The 18,083-nt window shown below is 73.4% G+C and carries 13 protein-coding genes; 5 read left to right on the forward strand and 8 right to left on the reverse strand.

The window, feature by feature from the left end:
* Nucleotides 1–83: 83 nt before the first annotated feature.
* Nucleotides 84–1,103, reverse strand: a complete 1,020-nt coding sequence (nrfD, locus tag ACFYU0_RS03535) for an NrfD/PsrC family molybdoenzyme membrane anchor subunit (protein WP_389297485.1) — start codon at nucleotides 1,101–1,103, stop codon at nucleotides 84–86.
* Nucleotides 1,100–2,137, reverse strand: a complete 1,038-nt coding sequence (locus ACFYU0_RS03540) for a 4Fe-4S dicluster domain-containing protein (RefSeq protein WP_389297487.1) — start codon at nucleotides 2,135–2,137, stop codon at nucleotides 1,100–1,102. Before ACFYU0_RS03540 ends, nrfD begins: the two co-directional genes overlap by 4 nt.
* Before the next feature lie 439 nt (nucleotides 2,138–2,576).
* Here ACFYU0_RS03540 and ACFYU0_RS03545 point away from each other — a divergent pair, with 439 nt between their 5' ends.
* Nucleotides 2,577–6,830 carry a HAMP domain-containing protein gene (locus ACFYU0_RS03545; RefSeq protein WP_389297488.1) on the forward strand — a complete coding sequence of 1,418 codons (4,254 nt, stop codon included), beginning with the start codon at nucleotides 2,577–2,579 and terminating at the stop codon, nucleotides 6,828–6,830.
* A gap of 313 nt (nucleotides 6,831–7,143) precedes the next feature.
* Entirely contained in the window at nucleotides 7,144–9,501 is a 2,358-nt protein-coding gene (locus ACFYU0_RS03550; protein WP_351670031.1) for a SpoIIE family protein phosphatase, read from the forward strand.
* Between the two features lie 25 nt (nucleotides 9,502–9,526).
* Here ACFYU0_RS03550 and ACFYU0_RS03555 read toward each other — a convergent pair whose 3' ends face one another.
* Nucleotides 9,527–9,976, reverse strand: coding sequence for an ATP-binding protein (locus tag ACFYU0_RS03555; RefSeq protein WP_389297490.1), 450 nt, complete (start codon nucleotides 9,974–9,976; stop codon nucleotides 9,527–9,529).
* Between the two features lie 177 nt (nucleotides 9,977–10,153).
* Entirely contained in the window at nucleotides 10,154–10,327 is a 174-nt protein-coding gene (locus tag ACFYU0_RS03560) for a CsbD family protein (protein ID WP_351669878.1), read from the reverse strand.
* A gap of 251 nt (nucleotides 10,328–10,578) precedes the next feature.
* Between ACFYU0_RS03560 and ACFYU0_RS03565 the strand changes: the two genes are divergently transcribed.
* A complete protein-coding gene (locus tag ACFYU0_RS03565) occupies nucleotides 10,579–11,766 on the forward strand; it encodes an ANTAR domain-containing protein (RefSeq protein ID WP_389297493.1) in 1,188 nt (395 codons plus the stop codon).
* Between the two features lie 105 nt (nucleotides 11,767–11,871).
* Here ACFYU0_RS03565 and ACFYU0_RS03570 read toward each other — a convergent pair whose 3' ends face one another.
* From ACFYU0_RS03570 to mgrA, 4 genes are all read right to left on the reverse strand, one after another.
* A complete protein-coding gene (locus tag ACFYU0_RS03570; protein WP_389297494.1) occupies nucleotides 11,872–13,134 on the reverse strand; it encodes a cation:proton antiporter in 1,263 nt (420 codons plus the stop codon).
* 5 nt (nucleotides 13,135–13,139) lie between these two features.
* The gene (locus ACFYU0_RS03575) at nucleotides 13,140–13,625 is read right to left on the reverse strand and encodes a TrkA C-terminal domain-containing protein (protein WP_351669869.1); all 486 of its coding nucleotides are present in this window, start codon (nucleotides 13,623–13,625) and stop codon (nucleotides 13,140–13,142) included.
* Nucleotides 13,626–13,742: 117 nt separating this feature from the next.
* Nucleotides 13,743–13,925: a hypothetical protein gene (locus ACFYU0_RS03580; protein ID WP_351669866.1), complete on the reverse strand. Its 183-nt coding sequence runs from the start codon at nucleotides 13,923–13,925 to the stop codon at nucleotides 13,743–13,745.
* A gap of 97 nt (nucleotides 13,926–14,022) precedes the next feature.
* A complete protein-coding gene (mgrA, locus tag ACFYU0_RS03585) occupies nucleotides 14,023–15,066 on the reverse strand; it encodes an L-glyceraldehyde 3-phosphate reductase (RefSeq protein ID WP_389297496.1) in 1,044 nt (347 codons plus the stop codon).
* 275 nt (nucleotides 15,067–15,341) lie between these two features.
* Between mgrA and ACFYU0_RS03590 the strand changes: the two genes are divergently transcribed.
* Nucleotides 15,342–16,886, forward strand: a complete 1,545-nt coding sequence (locus ACFYU0_RS03590) for an MFS transporter (protein ID WP_389297498.1) — start codon at nucleotides 15,342–15,344, stop codon at nucleotides 16,884–16,886.
* A gap of 163 nt (nucleotides 16,887–17,049) precedes the next feature.
* Nucleotides 17,050–17,895: a chitosanase gene (locus ACFYU0_RS03595; protein ID WP_389297499.1), complete on the forward strand. Its 846-nt coding sequence runs from the start codon at nucleotides 17,050–17,052 to the stop codon at nucleotides 17,893–17,895.
* The last annotated feature ends 188 nt before the right edge of the window (nucleotides 17,896–18,083 follow it).

The following is an 18,083-nucleotide window of genomic DNA, read 5'->3' on the forward strand; positions in this document are numbered from 1 at the left end:
GCATCCCGGCCCCGGCGGGCGGCGGAGTACCCCCGCTCCGGACGGCCAAACCGGCGCGGCTCGCTCCCGACCGGGGGACGGGTTCAGCCGCCCCGCGCCGCGAGCCGCCCGCGCTGCGGCACGACCGTGTACTTCGGGTCCTCGGCGGAGTCCACCCCGGCCTGGAACACGCCGAAGCGCAGTGCCGCCGAGCCGGACAGCAGCGCGGCTCCGGCCGCCACGGACAGGCGCCGGTCGTGCACGCGCCCGGACAGCAGCGCCAGGGCGGCCCCGCCCGCCGTCAGCGCCTCGGCGGCGCGCAGCAACCGGTGCGGCCGGCCCTGCTCGAAGGTCTCGGCGGCCAGTCCCAGGCGCCCCTTCATCAGCCGGAAGGCGCCCAGCTCCAGCACCGCACCGAGGGCCGCCATCCGGCGGGCCGGTCCCGCCTCGCCCACCGGGGCGGCGGCCAGCGCCAGACCGGACGCCGCGGTCGCCGCCGATCCCGCGAAGACGTACGGGAGCTGCCGGTAGCCCTCGTGCCAGGACGGCACCGCCGTGTCCGAGAGCAGCACCGCGGTGTAGGTCGCCACCGCCGGGCCGAGCACGGCGGCGCCCGCCGTGGCGGCCGAGCCGGCCAGGCGGTAGCGGCCCGCGACATCGGCGGCCGCCGCGGCCATCGTCAGCGGGGCGTAGCCCACCAGCAGCCATGAGCCCACGCTCATCGGCGAGGTGGGCTTGAACACCCGGAGCATGTTGAGGAAGCGGGCCGGCCGGCCCAGGTCGTGCACGAGCGCGACCAGGGACAGCGAGATGGCCCCGGCGGCCCCCAGCTTCGCCGGCCGGGCCAGCCCCGGCCGCCCGCTGAGCGTGCTCCCGGCCGCGAGCAGCGACGAGGCCCCGGCCAGACCGCCGAGATACAGGTAGCCGGCGATGTCGAGCGCCTTCCACGTCGGCTTGTTCAGCACCGGTTTGCCGTAGTACGACGAGAACTGCGCGTCCGGGACCATCGGCTGCTCGCCCCGGCCGCGCCGGCGCCGGCGGCGTCCGGCCCGCTCGCCCGTCGGGGCCTCGCGACCCGGCCGCCCGCCCGTCACGCCGTCCCGGGTCACGTCCGAACCGCTCATCGCGGCCTCCTCACGAAACTGGTGACGGCCAGCGCGGCGAGCGAGACGGCGGCCAGCGCGGCGTGCCGCCACATGTCGGGCAGGTCCCGGGTGGTGACCACCGGGTCCGGCGGCAGGCCGTACACCTCCGGCTCGTCCAGCAGGAGGAAGAACGCGCCGTCCCCGCCGACCCCGTCGTCCGGGTTCTCGCCGTACAGCCGGGCGTCGGCCACCCCCGCCTCCCGGAGCCGCTCCACCCGGGCCGCGGCCCGCTCGCGCAGCTCCTCCAGCGGGCCGAACTGGATCGATTCGGTCGGGCAGGCCTTGGCGCAGGCCGGCTCCATGCCGACGCCCAGCCGGTCGTAGCACAGGGTGCACTTCCACACCCGGCCGTCGTCCTCGCGCTGGTCGATGACGCCGTACGGGCAGGCGGGCACGCAGTAGCCGCAGCCGTTGCAGACGTCCTCCTGGACGACGACCGTGCCGAACTCGGTGCGGAACAGCGCGCCTGTGGGGCACACGTCGAGGCACGCCGCGTGGGTGCAGTGCTTGCACACGTCGGAGGCCATCAGCCAGCGCAGCTCGGTGCGGCCGTCCGGCGACACCGGGGAGATCTCCCCGGCCGGGGCGCCCGCGGGGGCCCCGGCGGGCGGGGGAGCGGTGGCGCCCGGCCCCGGCGAGCCCGCGCCGGGGCCGAGGTCCGCCGCGGCGGCGAACACGTCGACGTCCTCGTGGACGACGCCGGGCTCCTGCCCGCCGAAGGGCTTGCGCTGCTCGATGAACGCCACGTGCCGCCAGGTGTCGGCGCCGAGGCCCTGGGTGTTGTCGTAGGACATACCGGTCAGTTCGAGCCCGTCCTCCGGGACGGCGTTCCACTCCTTGCAGGCCACCTCGCACGCCTTGCAGCCGATGCACACGGAGGTGTCGGTGAAGAAGCCCATCCTGGGCGGGGCGTCCGGGTAACCCGCGGCGCCCGCCACGTCCGGCTGGGGGCCGTACAGCAGATGCCCGCGCGCCGGCCCCGGGCCCGCAGCGCCGTCGTCGTCGGGGGTCATGCCGCGCCCTCCTCGCTCGGCCCGCGCCCCCGCCGGCGGCCGAGGCGCGCAAACGTCCGGGGTCCGGGTCCTGGTGCCCTGTCTCGAGCCTGGCACGGGTGCCCTCGCCGCGCGCGCCCGAAACGGCCCCCGCGGCAGCCGTCACCCGGCGGCAGACGCCGGACGCGAGGCGCCGCTCCGCGGACGCCGAACGCGATGGAGTACCCGGGACGACGGGAAGTACACCTCTCGCGGCGGATCGTCGTGGCGAAGTCCTGCCGTCCTGGCGGCTGCTTTGTCGGGGCTCGTGAAAGTGGGTTAGCCTGCGACGTATTTTTCTCATCAGGCAATTCCGTGAACTGCGGAAATGCACACACCAAGGGCCGGGTCAGGCCGCGTGCCCGGTGGTGGTTCCGAGCCCTCTGCCCGAGGGCTCCTGGGGAGCGGAACGAGGGTGCACATGGCCGGCAAGGCGACCGGGACGATCGACGCCGTCCCGGGTGAACAGGAACTGAGACGGCTCCTCGCGGGGCTGACGGCGGTCCGCGACGGAGACTTCGGCACACGGCTGCCGGACGACTCCAGCGGACTGATGGGCGACATCGCCACCGTCTTCAACGGCATGGTCGACCAGTTGTCCGTGTTCACCTCCGAAGTGACCCGGGTGGCCCGCGAGGTGGGCACCGAGGGCACCCTCGGCGGCCAGGCGGAGGTGCCGGGCGTCTCCGGCACCTGGGCCGACCTCACCGACTCCGTCAACGCGATGGCGGGCAACCTCACCACCCAGGTGCGCGACATCGCACAGGTCGCGACCGCCGTCGCCAAGGGCGACCTGTCGCAGAAGATCGACGTCCCCGCGCGCGGCGAGATCCTCCAGCTCAAGGAGACCGTCAACACGATGGTCGACCAGCTCTCCGCGTTCGCCGACGAGGTGACCCGGGTGGCGCGCGAGGTGGGTACCGAGGGGCGTCTCGGGGGGCAGGCGCAGGTGCCGGGGGTCGCCGGCGTCTGGCGGGACCTCACGGATTCGGTCAACTTCATGGCCGGAAATCTCACCGCCCAGGTGCGCAACGTCGCCCAGGTGACGACGGCGGTGGCGCAGGGCGACCTGTCGCAGAAGATCACGGTGGACGCCCGGGGCGAGATCCTGGAGCTGAAGAGCACCATCAACACGATGGTGGACCAGCTCTCGGCGTTCGCCGACGAGGTGACCCGGGTGGCCCGCGAGGTGGGCACCGAGGGCCGGCTGGGCGGTCAGGCGGACGTCAAGGGCGTCAAGGGCACCTGGCGGGACCTCACGGACTCGGTGAACTTCATGGGCGGGAACCTCACCGCCCAGGTGCGCAACGTCGCCCAGGTGGCCACCGCGGTGGCGCAGGGCGACCTGTCGCAGAAGATCACGGTGGACGCGCGCGGCGAGATCCTGGAGCTGAAGAACACCATCAACACGATGGTGGACCAGCTCTCGGCGTTCGCCGACGAGGTGACCCGGGTGGCCCGCGAGGTCGGCACGGCCGGCAACCTCGGCGGCCAGGCCACCGTCCGCGGTGTCTCCGGCACCTGGAAGGACCTCACCGACAACGTCAACGTGATGGCGTCCAACCTGACCGGTCAGGTCCGCTCCATCGCGCAGGTCGCCACGGCCGTCGCCAAGGGCGACCTGTCGCAGAAGATCACCGTCGAGGCCAAGGGCGAGGTCGCCGCGCTCGCCGACGTCATCAACACCATGGTCGACACGCTCTCCGCGTTCGCCGACGAGGTGACCCGCGTGGCCCGCGAGGTGGGCACCGAGGGCCGGCTCGGCGGCCAGGCGCACGTGCCCAACGTGGCCGGCACCTGGAAGGACCTCACCGACAACGTCAACTCCATGGCCAACAACCTCACCGGCCAGGTGCGCAACATCGCGCTGGTGACCACCGCCGTGGCCCGGGGCGACCTGTCCAAGAAGATCGACGTCGACGCGCGCGGCGAGATCCTCGAACTGAAGACGACCATCAACACGATGGTGGACCAGCTCTCGGCGTTCGCCGACGAGGTGACCCGGGTGGCCCGCGAGGTGGGCACCGAGGGCCGCCTCGGCGGCCAGGCCGAGGTCGAGGGCGTCTCCGGCACCTGGAAGCGCCTGACGGAGAACGTCAACGAACTCGCCGGGAACCTCACCCGTCAGGTGCGCGCCATCGCCGACGTGGCCAGCGCCGTCGCCGAGGGCGACCTGACCCGGTCGATCACCGTCGACGCCTCCGGCGAGGTCGCCGACCTCAAGGACAACATCAACTCCATGGTGGAGTCCCTGCGCGAGACCACCCTGGCCAACCAGGAGCAGGACTGGCTCAAGACCAACCTCGCCCGGATCTCCGCCCTCATGCAGGGCCACCGCGACCTCCCCATCGTCGCGGAGCTGATCATGGACGAACTGGTGCCCCAGGTCTCCGCCCAGTACGGCGCCTTCTACCTCGCCGAGGACGGCGAGACCGGGCCCGAGCTGCGGCTCGTCGGCTCCTACGGCAGGCCGGAGGGCGACAACCGGCCCGCCCGCATCCCGTTCGGCCGCTCCCTGGTCGGCCAGGCCGCGCGCAGCCGCCGCACGATCGCCGTGGACGAGCTGCCGCCCGGCTACGTCACCATCTCCTCCGGGCTCGGCGAGATCGAGCCCACCGCCCTGCTGCTGCTCCCCATCCTCTTCGAGGAGCAGGTCCTCGGTGTCATCGAGCTCGCCTCGGTCACCGCGTTCACCCCCGTCCAGCGGGACTTCCTGCAGCAGCTCGTGGACACCATCGGCGTCAACGTCAACACCATCGTGGCGAACGCCCGCACCGACGAACTGCTGGAGGAGTCGCAGCGCCTCACCAGCGAACTGCGCTCCCGTTCCGCCGAGTTGCAGGCGCGGCAGGAGGAACTGCAGCAGTCCAACGCCGAACTCGAGGACAAGGCCTCCCTGCTGGCCGACCAGAACCGGGACATCGAGGCGAAGAACCTGCAGATCGAGCAGGCGCGGCAGGAACTGGAGGCCCGCGCGCAGCAGTTGTCGCTCGCCTCCCGCTACAAGTCCGAGTTCCTCGCGAACATGAGCCATGAGCTGCGCACCCCGCTCAACAGCCTGCTCATCCTCGCCCAGCTCCTCGCCCAGAACCCGTCCCGCAACCTCACCCCGAAGCAGGTCGAGTACGCGGGCATCATCCACTCCGCGGGTTCCGACCTGCTGCAGCTCATCAACGACATCCTCGACCTGTCCAAGGTCGAGGCCGGGAAGATGGACGTCAGCCCCGAGCGTGTCCCGCTGCGGCAGCTCATCGAGTACGTCGAGGCCACGTTCCGCCCGATGACCTCGCAGAAGAGCCTGGACTTCACGGTCAGCACCGCGCCCGGCGCCCCCGCCGACCTGCTCACCGACGACTCCCGGCTGCGGCAGATCCTGCGCAACCTGCTCTCCAACGCGGTGAAGTTCACCGAGCAGGGCAGCGTCGAGCTGCGCATCGAGCCCGCCCCCGACGACGAGGTGCCCGAGGGCGTGGTGCGGGGCGGGACCATCGTGGCCTTCCGGGTGAAGGACACCGGCATCGGCATCGCCGAACAGCAGCGGGAGACCATCTTCGGCGCCTTCCAGCAGGCGGACGGCACCACCAGCCGCAAGTACGGCGGCACCGGTCTCGGCCTGTCCATCACCCGGGAGATCGCCCACCTCCTCGGCGGCGCCGTCACCGTGGCCAGCACCCCCGGCAAGGGCAGCACCTTCACCCTGTTCCTGCCCGTCGCCCGGCTGGACTTCGAGGACCTGCTGCGCAGCGCGCCGAAGCCGCCCGAGCCGCTCCCGGCCGGCACGGCGCCCGGAACCGCGGCCCTGGAAGGCGCGCCCCCCGCATCCGCCAAGCGGGAACGCCCGCGCCGCCTGCTGGTGGTGGAGGAGCGGCCGCGCGGCCTGCTGACGCTGGTCGCCGAGAGCGTCGTCGGGGACCTCGGGCACGGACGTGCCGAGGACGCCACCGTCGACATCATCGCCGCGGTCGGCGCGCACGAGGCGGCCGGCGCCCTCGCCGCCGAGCCCTGCCACTGCGTCGTCGTCGAACTCGGCGCGCCGGACGGGGAGTCGGCACGCTTCCTGCGCGCGCTGCGCGGCGACTCCGCGCTGGCGAGCGTCCCGGTCCTGGTGCACAGCTCGCACCGCACCGAGCACCTCGCCGCGGACACGGAGGGCGGCTCGCTGGAGTACCTGTACAGCCTGGACGAGCTGCGCGAGCGGATCGCCCTGCACCTGTCGGCCGAGGAGCCCGGCGAGGTGCTCACCCTGGTGCGCGGCGAGGAGCCGCAGCAGCTCACGGCGCCCCAGCCGGTCGACGAGCGGACCCGGGGCCGTACGGTCCTCGTGGTCGACGACGACGCCCGGAACCTGTTCGCGCTCAGCGGCATCCTCGAACTGCACGGTTTCCGCGTGCTGCACGCGGAGAACGGCCGCAAGGGCATCGACACGCTGGTGAACAACCCGGACGTCGAACTCGTCCTGATGGACGTGATGATGCCCGAGATGGACGGCTACACCGCCACGGCCGAGATCCGCAGGATGCCGCAGTACGCCGACCTGCCGGTCATCGCCGTGACCGCCAAGGCCATGCAGGGCGACCGGGAGAAGAGCCTCGCGTCCGGCGCCAGCGACTACGTCACCAAGCCGGTCGACACCCAGGACCTCATCGCCTGCGTCCGGCGCTGGCTGCCCGCATGAGGACGCACGCCATGACCGCCGGCCGAGGAGCAGGATTCCGGTGAACGACAACGAACCGCTGTCCGAGGCGGCCGCCGTGGACCCGGGCTCGCCGGGCGCCGGCCCGCCCGCCGTGCCCGGCACGCCCGGGGCCGTCGAACCGTCCGGCCCGGGCGGGCCCCTGGACCCGTCCGGCCTGGGCGGGCCACTGGATCCGCCGGAACAGGCCGGGCCCCTGGACCCGCCCGGCCTGGCCGGGCTCCTGGGTCCGTCCGGCCTGGCCGGGGCCCTGGACCCGTCCGGCCCGGGTGAGGCCGCGGCGCCCGCCGGCCCGCTGGAGCGGAGCGACCCCGCCGGGGCGCCGGCCACCTCGCCCGTGGGCAGGCTCGCCGCCACCGTCGAGCGGCTGCGCGAGGAGGTGCGGGCGGCACAGGCCGAGGCCGAGGGCCGGGCCCTGCTGGAACTGGCCAAGGGCATCCTGGTCGAGCGCCTCGGCTGCGGCCCGGCGCAGGCCGCCCGGCAGCTCGCCGAGCTGACCGAGCAGGCCCGGGTGACCCCGCTGGAGTTCGCGGTCGAGGTCATCAACCAGGCTGCCCGGGACCGGGTCTCGGAGGTCGCCAAGGCCTTCCTGGCCGCCACCGCGGACCCGGCCGGGCAGGCCGAGGACTCCGCCGCGGTGCGGCTGCGCGCCGCCGAGAGCGGCGTCCTCGCCGCCCACGACACCCAGGCGGTGGCCGACTCGCTGCTCCAGCACGCCCTGCGGCCGCTCGGCGCGGTGGCCGTGGCGGTCTGGGCCGCCGGCTCCGACGGCTCGCTGACCCTCGCGGGCAGCGCGGGCTTCCCGCAGGCCGAGGCCGAACGCTGGCGCTACGTCCCGCCGGACGTGGCCACCGTGGCCCGGCGCGGCCTGACCGAACGGGACGGCCAGTGGCTGACGTCCCTCGCCGAGTCCGGGCTGCCCACCATCGGCCGCCGCGCCTTCGCGGAGGGCGCCCGGGCAGCCGTGCCGGCCGGGGTGGGCGGCCGTATCCACGGCGTGCTGGAGATCGCCTGGCCGGGCCCCGAGGGCCCGAGGCCGCCCCAGGTGGTACGACAGCTCGAAGCGCTCGCCGAACTGTGCGCGCACACCCTGGAGTCGCACCCGCTGCTGCCCGGCGCCCAGGAGAACCGGGTGCTGCCGGACGTGGTGGAACTGATGGACCTGGCGGACGGCCTGCACGACCCGGCCCTGGTCCTGGTGCCGCACCTCGACGACACCGGACAGCTCGTCGACTTCCGCATCCAGCACGTCAACAGCCACTTCCTCGACCCGGCGGGCCGGCCGCGGGCCGTCGTCGGCGGCGCGCTGCTGCTGGAGGCCTACCCGATGGCCGCCGGGACCAACGAGCTGTTCCAGCGGGTGGAGCGGGTCTACGCCACCGGCGAGCCGTTCCGCGCCCAGCGCATGCGGCTCACCGCCCTGGTCGACCAGGTTCCGCTGTCGGCGGTCGCGGACATCAGCATCAGCCGGCACGGCTCCAGCGTGCTGCTGATCTGGCGGATCGAGGACGAGGCGGCCCGGCTGGCCAGCCTGCTCCAGCACGCCCAGCGGCTCGGCCGCATCGGCGGCTTCGAGGAGAATCTGCTCACCGCCGAGATCACCTGGAACGGGCAGCTCTTCGACCTGTACGGCCGCCCGCCCACCAGCCCTCCGGTCCCGCTGGAGGATCTGGCCGCGCACGCGCACCCCGACGACGCCGTCGGCATCGGCCGGTTCCTGCGCACCCTGGTGCACCAGCGGCGCCCGGCCTCCGTGGCCTTCCGGCTGCAGCGGCCGGAAGGGGTGACCCGGCATGTGCGGGTGGTGGCCGAACCCGTCCTGGACACCGACGGCCAGCTCCTCGTCGTCCGCGGCGCCTACCAGGACATCTCCGCCCAGCACTGGACGGAGGTCGCCCTGGCCGCCACCCGGGACCAGCTCGCCCACACCGAGCAGCAGGCCGACGAGCGCAACCGGCTGGCCCTGCAGCTCCAGCACGCGATCATGCCCCCGGCGCAGTCCCCTTTGGAGGTGCCCGACCTCCAGGTTGCCGTGCGGTACCGGCCGGCGGAGACGGAGCATCTGGTCGGCGGCGACTGGTACGACGCGGTGGTGCTGCCCTCGGGTCTGGTGCTGGTGTGCGTGGGGGACGTCGCCGGGCACGGCATAGAGGCCGCGACCAGCATGGTCGTGCTGCGCAACGCCCTGCGCGGCCTGGCCGTGACCGGCGCCGGGCCGGCGCAGTTGCTGTCCTGGCTGAACATCGTCGCCCACCATCTGACCGGCGCCGTGACCGCCACCGCGGTGTGCGGTCTCTACGACGGCGAGCGGCGCACCCTGCGCTGGGCCCGGGCCGGACATCTCCCGCCGGTCCTGGTGCGGGACGCGGAGGCCACCGCCATGCCCACGCTCAAGGGGCTGCTGCTGGGCGCCGTACCGGACGCCGTGTACGAGGAGACGGAGGTCCAACTGGCTGCCGGTGACACGCTGTTGATGTACACCGACGGTCTGATCGAGCGCCGGGACCGGTCCGTGCAGGAGTCCCTGTCGCATCTGCTGTCGATGGCGCGCTCGGCGCCCGGCGGTCTGGACCAGCACCTGGACCGGCTGCTCACGCACAGCAGGTCGGACACCGACGACGACACCTGCATCGTGGGGCTCAGGCTGGCCTGAGCCGGGCGGGCGTCGCCGTCGCGCGTCACCCGCCGGCGTCGGCCCGCAGGGCGACGACGGCGGTGACGCGCTTGCCGCGCGGCAGCGGGGTGACCTCCAGGCCGCCGCTGAGCATGTTCACCAGGAGCAGCCCGTGGCCGCCCACTCGGCCCGGGTCGGGCGGGGGCTGCCGGGGCAGGTCGGGGGAGGTGTCGACGACCGTGATGCTCAGCGCGGCCGCGTCGGGCGTCAGCTCGAGGCGGAGCGCGCACGGGCCGGGAGCGTGCTTGACGGCGTTGGTGACGAGCTCGCTGGCGACGAGCTGGGCATCCTGGACCGCGCGTCGGCCCGGTGCGGGACGCGCCCGTTCCAGGAGGGCGCCGACCGCGTCCCTCGCCTCGGCGATGCAGGGCGCGCCGCAGTCCCAGGTGCGGCTGTGCCGCAGGGGCCCGGGGCGGGCCCGCGTGGCCGTGTGAGTCGACAGGTGGATGTCCATACCTCGTTGCCCTCTTCCGCCGGGGTCGGGGTCCCTTCCTGATCGAGGAGGCTCGTGCCGTCCTTGTGGCGGATACCCACTGGACGGTCGATCAAGTACACGCGAACCGGGACAGGCCGCGGAAATCGGGTTCATTCCCGCGGCCTGCCCCGGCATGCTGTTCCGGTTCAGTGCTCGTCAGTGCTTGAAGGCGTCCTTGCCCTTTTCCTTGGCCTCCCGGGCGTCGCCCCGCGCGCCCTCCATGCGGCCTTCGGCCTCCATGCGCTCGTTGCCGACGGCGCGGCCCACGGCCTCCTTGGCCTTGCCCTTGGCCTGCTCCGCCTTGGCCTTTGCCTTCTGGTCACCAGCCATGGGGTAGTCACATCCCAACGTCGTTCCGGTGTGCGGTCGACATCCGGTTTGCCGCTCCGGCCGGGTCCAAACCCGCTTTCCCCCGGCCGGTGCCACGGGACGTGCCGCCGCTCCCGGCCGGCCCCGCCCGGCTTGCCATTCCACGGCTGCCGGGAACAGTCTGAGGGGAGGAGCCGGCGGGAAGCGGGCAGACGTTCGCCCCGACCGGGTCGTGGCATGTACGTGGATGTGGATCCCGGGGGTCGCGCGCCATGACGGCGGCCGCCTCGCTGACCGTGCTGCCGGTGGCCGACCGGGCGGTGGTGCTGCGCCTGTCCGGGCCGCTGGACCGGTACGGCGCCGGCATGCTCGGCCGCGAACTGGACCTGCGGCTGGCGCGGGCCGACCGGCGCGGGCTGCGCCTCGTCCTGGACGTCTCGGGCGTCAGCCGGATGAGCGACGAGGTCCGGGACGCCCTGGACACCCGCACCCGGGACCTCGGGACCGGACCGGTGCTGATCAGCGGCGCCCGCCCCGAGGTGCGCGCCATGCTCGCGGCCGCCGAACTGCCGGGCGTCCGGCTCTGTCCCACGCTGGAGGAGGCACTGGCCGCGGTGTGCCGCGCGACGGCCGCCGGGCCGCCGCCCGGAGCGGAAGCGCTGCCGGAGGACGTGCGCAGCGAGGTGTTCGGGCTGCGGGCCAAGGCGCGCACCAGCGGGCTCATCGGCATCGCCCAGGGCATCCTGCTGGCCCGGTACGGCCTGCCCGGCCCCGAGGAGGCGTTCGCCCTGCTCCGCGACGGCTCCCAGCACCACAACGTACCGCTGCGGGTGCTGGCCGCCGCCGTGGTGAGCGCGCCGGCGCCGCACGCGGCGGGGGAGTGGTTCCCCGGACGCCGGCACCTGCCGCCGCCCGCCCTCGCGCTGCCGGACCCGGTGGACGCGCGCGACCGCCGGCAGGTCCTCAGGGCGGCCGTGTACGCGGCGGTGACCCTGACCGACGCGGACGCGGCGGAGATCCACCTCACCGATCACACCCGTGAGGAGGCCCTCGTACTCGAGGCCCACCACGGGCTCGACGCCGCCTATCGCGACTGCCTCGCCCTGGTCGGCGGTCCGCCCGCGGTCTGCGCCCGGGCCCAGGCGGCCGGCCGGCCCGTGACCGTGGCCGACGTGGCCGCCGACCCCGGGCTGGCCGGGCACCCCGTCGGCCTGGCCACGCTGGCCGCGGGCAGCCGCGCCGTGCACAGCGCCCCGATGATGACGGCCGAGGGGGCCTGCCCGGGGGTGATCTCCGTGCACCGGACGGACCCGGGCCGCTGGCTGGAACCGGGGGAGGAGGCCGCCCTCGGCGAGCTGGCCGCCGAGCTGGCCGCTTGGCGCTCCTGGTACCGCCGCACCGTGGTGCTCGACGCCCTGGAGTACGTGCACGCGCGCGGCGGCGAGTGGGGCGCCGGCTGAGAGCCGGGTCCCGGTTCGGCCAGGTCCGGCGGCGGCCCGCCCCTGTGGCGCGCGGATGCCGGGGCGGCCGAGGGGCGCGGGCCCTCGTGCCTCCCGGCGTCTTGGTCAGGGACGGCCGACCGTGTCCTGGTCCCGCAGCGCGGGCTCGGCGTCCTCGGTGAGCGGTGCGTCGCCCGCGGCCGGCCCGGCGTCCGGTGCCGTGCGGCGGCCGCCGAGGGCGGCAAGCCTGCGGGCGACCGGTTCGGTGTAGCGGGCGGTGAGGGGCCCGAGGACCACCAGGATGAGGACGTACGCCGTGGCCAGCGGACCGAGGTCGGAGTCGATCCCCGAGGTCACCGCGAGACCGGCGATGACGATGGAGAACTCGCCGCGGGCCACCAGGGTGCCGCCGGCCCGCCATCTGCCCTTCGACGAGATGCCCGCCCGGCGCGCGGCCCAGTAGCCCGTCGCGATCTTCGTGAGCGTCGTGACGACCGCGAGGGCGAGGGCGGGCAGCAGCACCGGCGGGATGCTGGCCGGGTCGGTGTGCAGGCCGAAGAAGACGAAGAACACCGCCGCGAACAGGTCCCGCAGCGGCGCGAGCAGGTTGTGCGCGCCCTCGGCGACCTCGCCGGAGAGCGCGATGCCGACCAGGAACGCGCCCACCGCCGCCGAGACCTGGAGCTGCTGGGCCACGCCCGCGACCAGCAGGGTCAGCCCGAGCACGACGAGCAGCAGCTTCTCCGGGTCGTCGCTGGAGACGAAGCGGGAGATGTGCCGCCCGAACCGGACCGCCAGCAGCAGGACCAGCCCGGCGACGCCGAGGGCCACGGCCAGCGTGACACTGCCCGCCGCGAGCCCGGTGCCGGCCAGCAGCGCGGTGACGACGGGCAGGTAGACCGCCATCGACAGGTCCTCCAGGACCAGGATGCTGAGGATCACCGGGGTCTCCCGGTTGCCTATCCGGCCGAGGTCGCCGAGGACCTTGGCGATGACGCCCGAGGAGGAGATCCAGGTGATGCCGGCGAGGACGACGGCGGCGATCGGGCCCCAGCCGAGCAGCAGCGCCATGACGGCGCCGGGCAGCGCGTTGAGGGTGGCGTCGACGATGCCGGCCGGGTACTGGGTTCTGAGGTTGGAGACCAGGTCGCTGGCGGTGTACTCCAGGCCCAGCATCAGCAGCAGCAGGACGACGCCGATCTCGGCGCCGATCGCCACGAACTCCTCGCTGGCGCCGAGCGGCAGCAGCCCGCCCTCGCCGAAGGCCAGCCCGGCCAGCAGGTACAGGGGGATGGGGGAGAAGCTCAGCCGCGCGGCGAGCCGGCCCAGCAGCCCGAGGCCGAGGATGATCGCGCCGAACTCGATGAGGAAGACCGCGGAGGAGTGCATCCGCGTCACTCCCGGCCGAGGATGACGGCGGCCGCGTCGACGCCCTCGCGGGTGCCGATCACGATGAGCGTGTCCCCGCCGGCCAGCCGGAACCCCGGCCCGGGCGACGGGATCGCCTCGGCGCGCCGCAGCACGGCGACGATGGAGACCCCGGTCTCGGTACGCATGCACGTGTCACCGAGCAGCCGGCCGTTCCAGTGGGAGACCCCGGACAGCTCGATCCGCTCGGCCACCAGGCCCAGTTCCGTGGTGTAGAGCAGGTTCGGGCTGTGGTGCGTCGGCTGGAGCGCCTCGGCCAGCGCCTGGGCCTCTCCGCCGGTGAGCCGGGCGGACAGGGCGCAGGCGTCGGGGTCGTCGCCCTGGTACGCGCTGAGTGTTCTCGCGCCGTCGCGGTGGGCCACCACGGAGAGGCGCTGCCGCTCCCGCGTCGTCAGGTCGTACCGGACACCGATTCCCGGCAATGGCGTACTGCTGGTGCGCGCCGCGCCCATGACCGCCCCCCTGCTCGATTTGAAGGTTTCTTGAGGAAACTATTACCAGGATCTTAACCCTTCGCGGCGCACGGCCGTGCGGGTCCTGGTTCGAGCAGTTCGAGCAGGGGGTGGGGGCTACGAGGCGGAGCCTGGGCCGCTTCCGCCGTCGTGCGGGTCGGGCTGACAGGTGCGGCACAGTTCGTGCTCGCCGTCGCGGGTGACGACGGTTCCCCAGCCGAGGCAGTGCTCGCAGTGACGGGCGAGGCCCAGGTCGGGGTGGGGCGGCGGGAAGGGGCTGTGGTGGGCTCCGTAAGCCATACGGGGGGCGGCTCCTCGAGTCGCTGCGGTCCGGATGGCTTCCATTATGTCCTACTTTTTCCTTATGTCCATGGTCTGTGTCACTCGGTGCCAGATGTCATCCGAGGGTTCCCTGGCGCGCCTCCCGCCACAGGTCGACGCCGCCGTCGGTGGCCAGCTTGTCGATCTCGGCCAGTTCCTCGGCGCTGAACTCGAGGTTCTCCAGCGCGGCGACGTTCTGCTCGAGCTGCTCGGTGCGGGAGGCGCCGATCACCAGTGAGGTGACCCGCTCGTCCCGCAGCGCCCAGGCCAGCGCGAGCTGCGCGAGGCTCTGTCCGCGGCGCGCGGCGACGTCGTTCAGGGCGCGCAGCCTGCTCCGCATGTCCTCGGTCAGCCAGGCCGGGTCGAAGGACTTGCCCGCCGCGGCCCGCGAGTCCTCCGGCACACCCTCCAGGTAGCGGCCGGTGAGCAGTCCCTGGGCGAGCGCGGTGAACCCGATGACGCCGAAGCCCTCCTCCTCGGCGGTGTCCAGCAGGCCGTCCGTCTCGATCCAGCGGTTGAGCATGCTGTACGACGGCTGGTGGATCAGCAGCGGCGTGCCCAGCTCGCGCAGGATCGAGGCGGCCTGCCGGGTGCGCTCGGCGTCGTAGGAGGAGATGCCCACGTACAGGGCCTTGCCCTGGCGGACGGCGGTGTCCAGCGCGCCCATCGTCTCCTCCAGCGGCGTGGTCGCGTCCAGCCGGTGCGAGTAGAAGATGTCCACGTAGTCCACGCCCATGCGCCGCAGCGACTGGTCCAGCGAGGACAGCAGGTACTTCCGCGAGCCGCCGCCCTGCCCGTAGGGGCCGGGCCACATGTCCCAGCCCGCCTTCGTGGAGATCACCAGCTCGTCCCGGTACGGGGCGAGGTCCCGCTTGAGCAGCCGGCCGAAGTTGATCTCGGCGGCGCCGTACGGCGGGCCGTAGTTGTTGGCCAGGTCGTGGTGGGTGATCCCGAGGTCGAAGGCGCGCAGCGCGATCTCGCGCTGGGTCTCGAAGGGGCGGTCGTCGCCGAAGTTGTGCCAGTAGCCCAGGGACAGGAGCGGGAGGTCCAGTCCCGAGCGGCCGGTGCGCCGGTAGCGCATGGTGCCGTCGTAGCGAGCGGGGTCCGCGACGTGGTTCATCGGGTCGTCTCCGGGTGGTGCCGTAGGGGGTGCCCGTCGTGCGCGAGGGGCACGTCCACCCTGCGCCTCCATGATTCGTAAGTCCAACCACCGGCCGTCATCGCATTGAGCGGCCGGGTTTCTGAATCGGGGCGCGGTGCGGCACCCGGTGACCGGCGCCCGCGGTGATCACTTTGCTGTGTGGCGGGTGCGAAGCGGGGCAGGCGGATGGGGCACGCGGTGAGAAGCGCCGGCCGGTGGGGGCCCGGCCGGCGGCAGTGGAAAGGAAGGCGCCCATGAGCGGAGTGACGCCCGAGGGCGAGCGCCCGGCCGGGTCGAGGCCGAGGACTCCAGAGGCCGTGGCGGAACTGCCGCGCCAGGTCCGCGAGGAGCTGACCCGCAGGCTCCGCCGCAACCGGGGGGCCTTCCGCAAGGACGACGTCCAGGTCGTCGAGCCGCCGCTGCTCAGGCGCGCCGTCGGCGCCTCCGCGCTCGGCAACTGCATGGAGTGGTTCGACTTCGGCGTCTACAGCTACCTCGCCGCCACCATCGGCAAGGTGTTCTTCCCCGGCGCCTCCCCGGCGGCCCAGGTGATCTCCTCCTTCGCGACCTTCGCCGCCGCCTTCGTCGTGCGGCCCCTCGGCGGGCTGGTCTTCGGGCCGCTCGGCGACCGGATCGGCCGGCAGAAGGTGCTCGCCACCACCATGATCATGATGGCGGTCGGAACCTTCGCCATCGGAATCATCCCCGGGTACGCCACCATCGGCATCGCCGCTCCGGTGCTGCTCCTGCTGGCCCGCATGGTGCAGGGCTTCTCCACCGGCGGCGAGTACGGCGGCGCCACCACGTTCGTCGCCGAGTACTCGCCCGACCGCAGGCGCGGATTCCTCTCCAGCTGGCTCGACTTCGGCACCTTCGTCGGCTACGCCCTCGGCTCGGCCCTGGTGACCGCGCTGAACCTGATGCTGACCGACGCCCAGATGCTCTCCTGGGGCTGGCGGGTCCCGTTCCTGATCGCCGGGCCGCTCGGGGTGATCGGCCTCTACATGCGGCTCAAGCTTGAGGAGTCGCCGGCCTTCCAGCAGCAGCTGGACGAGCACGAGAAGAGCCTGGCGCAGGAGTCGGCGGGCAGCGAGTTCAAGGACATCGTCCGCAACCACTGGCCCGCCCTGCTGATCTGCATGGGGCTGGTGCTGCTCTACAACGTCACGAACTACATGGTCACCGGCTATCTGCCGACCTACCAGACCGAGACGCTGCACCGGTCCAGCGGCTCCGCCGACGTCCTGGTGCTCATCGGCATGGTGTGGATCGTCCTGCTGATCACCTTCCTCGGCCGGCTCAGCGACCGCGTCGGCCGGCGCCCGCTGTACGGCGTCGCCGCGGCCGCCATGATCGTGCTGGCCGTTCCCGCGTTCCTGCTGATCAAGGCGGAGGGGACCTGGCCGCCCATCCTCGGCGTGCTACTGCTGTCCACCCTGCTTGCCTGCTTCGCCGCGCCCAGCGCGGCCACACTGCCCGCGCTGTTCCCGACCGCCGTCCGCTACGCGGCCATGGGCATCGGCTTCAACATCGCCGTCGCCGCGTTCGGCGGGACCACGCCGCTGGTCACCGCGGCGCTGGTCGGCGCCACCGGCGACGACCTGATGCCGGCCTACTACCTGATGCTGGCCGGCGCGATCGGTCTGCTGACGGTGAAGTTCCTGCCGGAGAGCGCCCAGGTGCCGCTCAGCGGCTCGCAGCCGATGGTCGGGTCCCGGGAGGAGCAGCGGGAACTGATCACCACCTCGAAGGAGCTGTACGCCTTCGCCGGGGAGCGGGCCCGGACGCCGCACGCCTGAGCCGACCACTCGGCGGGGCCAGGGGACGGAACGTTCGGCTGTTCGATCCTACGAACTTCGCGCGGGACGGGTGACGGGGCCGCGGCGCACACGATAGGAAACTTTCCTATCAGTTCGGCACGGACGACCACCCCCCGACCCCCCACCTCCCACTGGAGTCCCTGTGGCGTACACAGATCCCCGGCCGGCAGCCGCCCGCACCCCCCTCTCCCGCCGCACCGCCGTCGCCCTGCTGGGCGCCGCCGCCACCGGCACCCTGCTCGCCGGCGTGCCGCGCGCCGCGCGGGCCTCGGCCGCCGCGCCCGGCCTCGACGACCCGGCGAAGAAGGAGATCGCCATGCGGCTCGTCTCCAGCGCGGAGAACTCCTCGCTGGACTGGAAGGCCCAGTACAAGTACATCGAGGACATCGGCGACGGACGCGGTTACACCGCCGGCATCATCGGCTTCTGCTCCGGCACCGGCGACATGCTCGACCTGGTCCAGCTCTACACCGACCGGGCGCCCGGCAACGTCCTGGCCCGGTACCTGCCCGCCCTGCGCCGGGTCGACGGCACCGACTCGCACGCCGGCCTGGACCCGGACTACCCCCGGGACTGGCGCCGGGCCGCCCAGGACCCGGCCTTCCAGCGGGCCCAGAACGACGAACGCGACCGGGTCTACTTCGACCCCGCCGTCGCCCAGGGCAAGGCGGACGGGCTCCGCGCCCTCGGCCAGTTCGCCTACTACGACGCCATCGTCATGCACGGCGACGGCGACGACCCCACCGGCTTCCACAACATCCGGCGCCGGGCCCTGCGCAGCGCCAGGCCGCCGGCGCAGGGCGGGGGCGAGACGGCGTACCTGAACGCCTTCCTCGACGCGCGGGTATGGGCCATGAAGCAGGAGGAGGCGCACAGCGACACCAGCAGGGTCGACACCGCGCAGCGGGTGTTCCTGCGCAAGGGCAACCTCGACCTGAACACACCGCTGGACTGGAAGGTCTACGGCGACAGCTACCACATCGGCTGAGGCCCCGCCGCCGGAGAACCGGGAATGACGCGGCAGGCCCGCCGCGCCCGGGACCGGCGTCGTCGGCCCCGGCGCGGCGGCCTGCCGCGCCGGGGCCCGGGGGCCGAGCCCCGGCGGCAACCGGCGGACGGCGAGCGGGCGTTGCGCCGGCAGCGGGAGAACCGGACGAGGAACAGCACGGCCGCGAC

Source organism: Streptomyces sp. NPDC003720 (assembly GCF_042875075.1).
GTDB lineage: Bacteria > Actinomycetota > Actinomycetes > Streptomycetales > Streptomycetaceae > Streptomyces.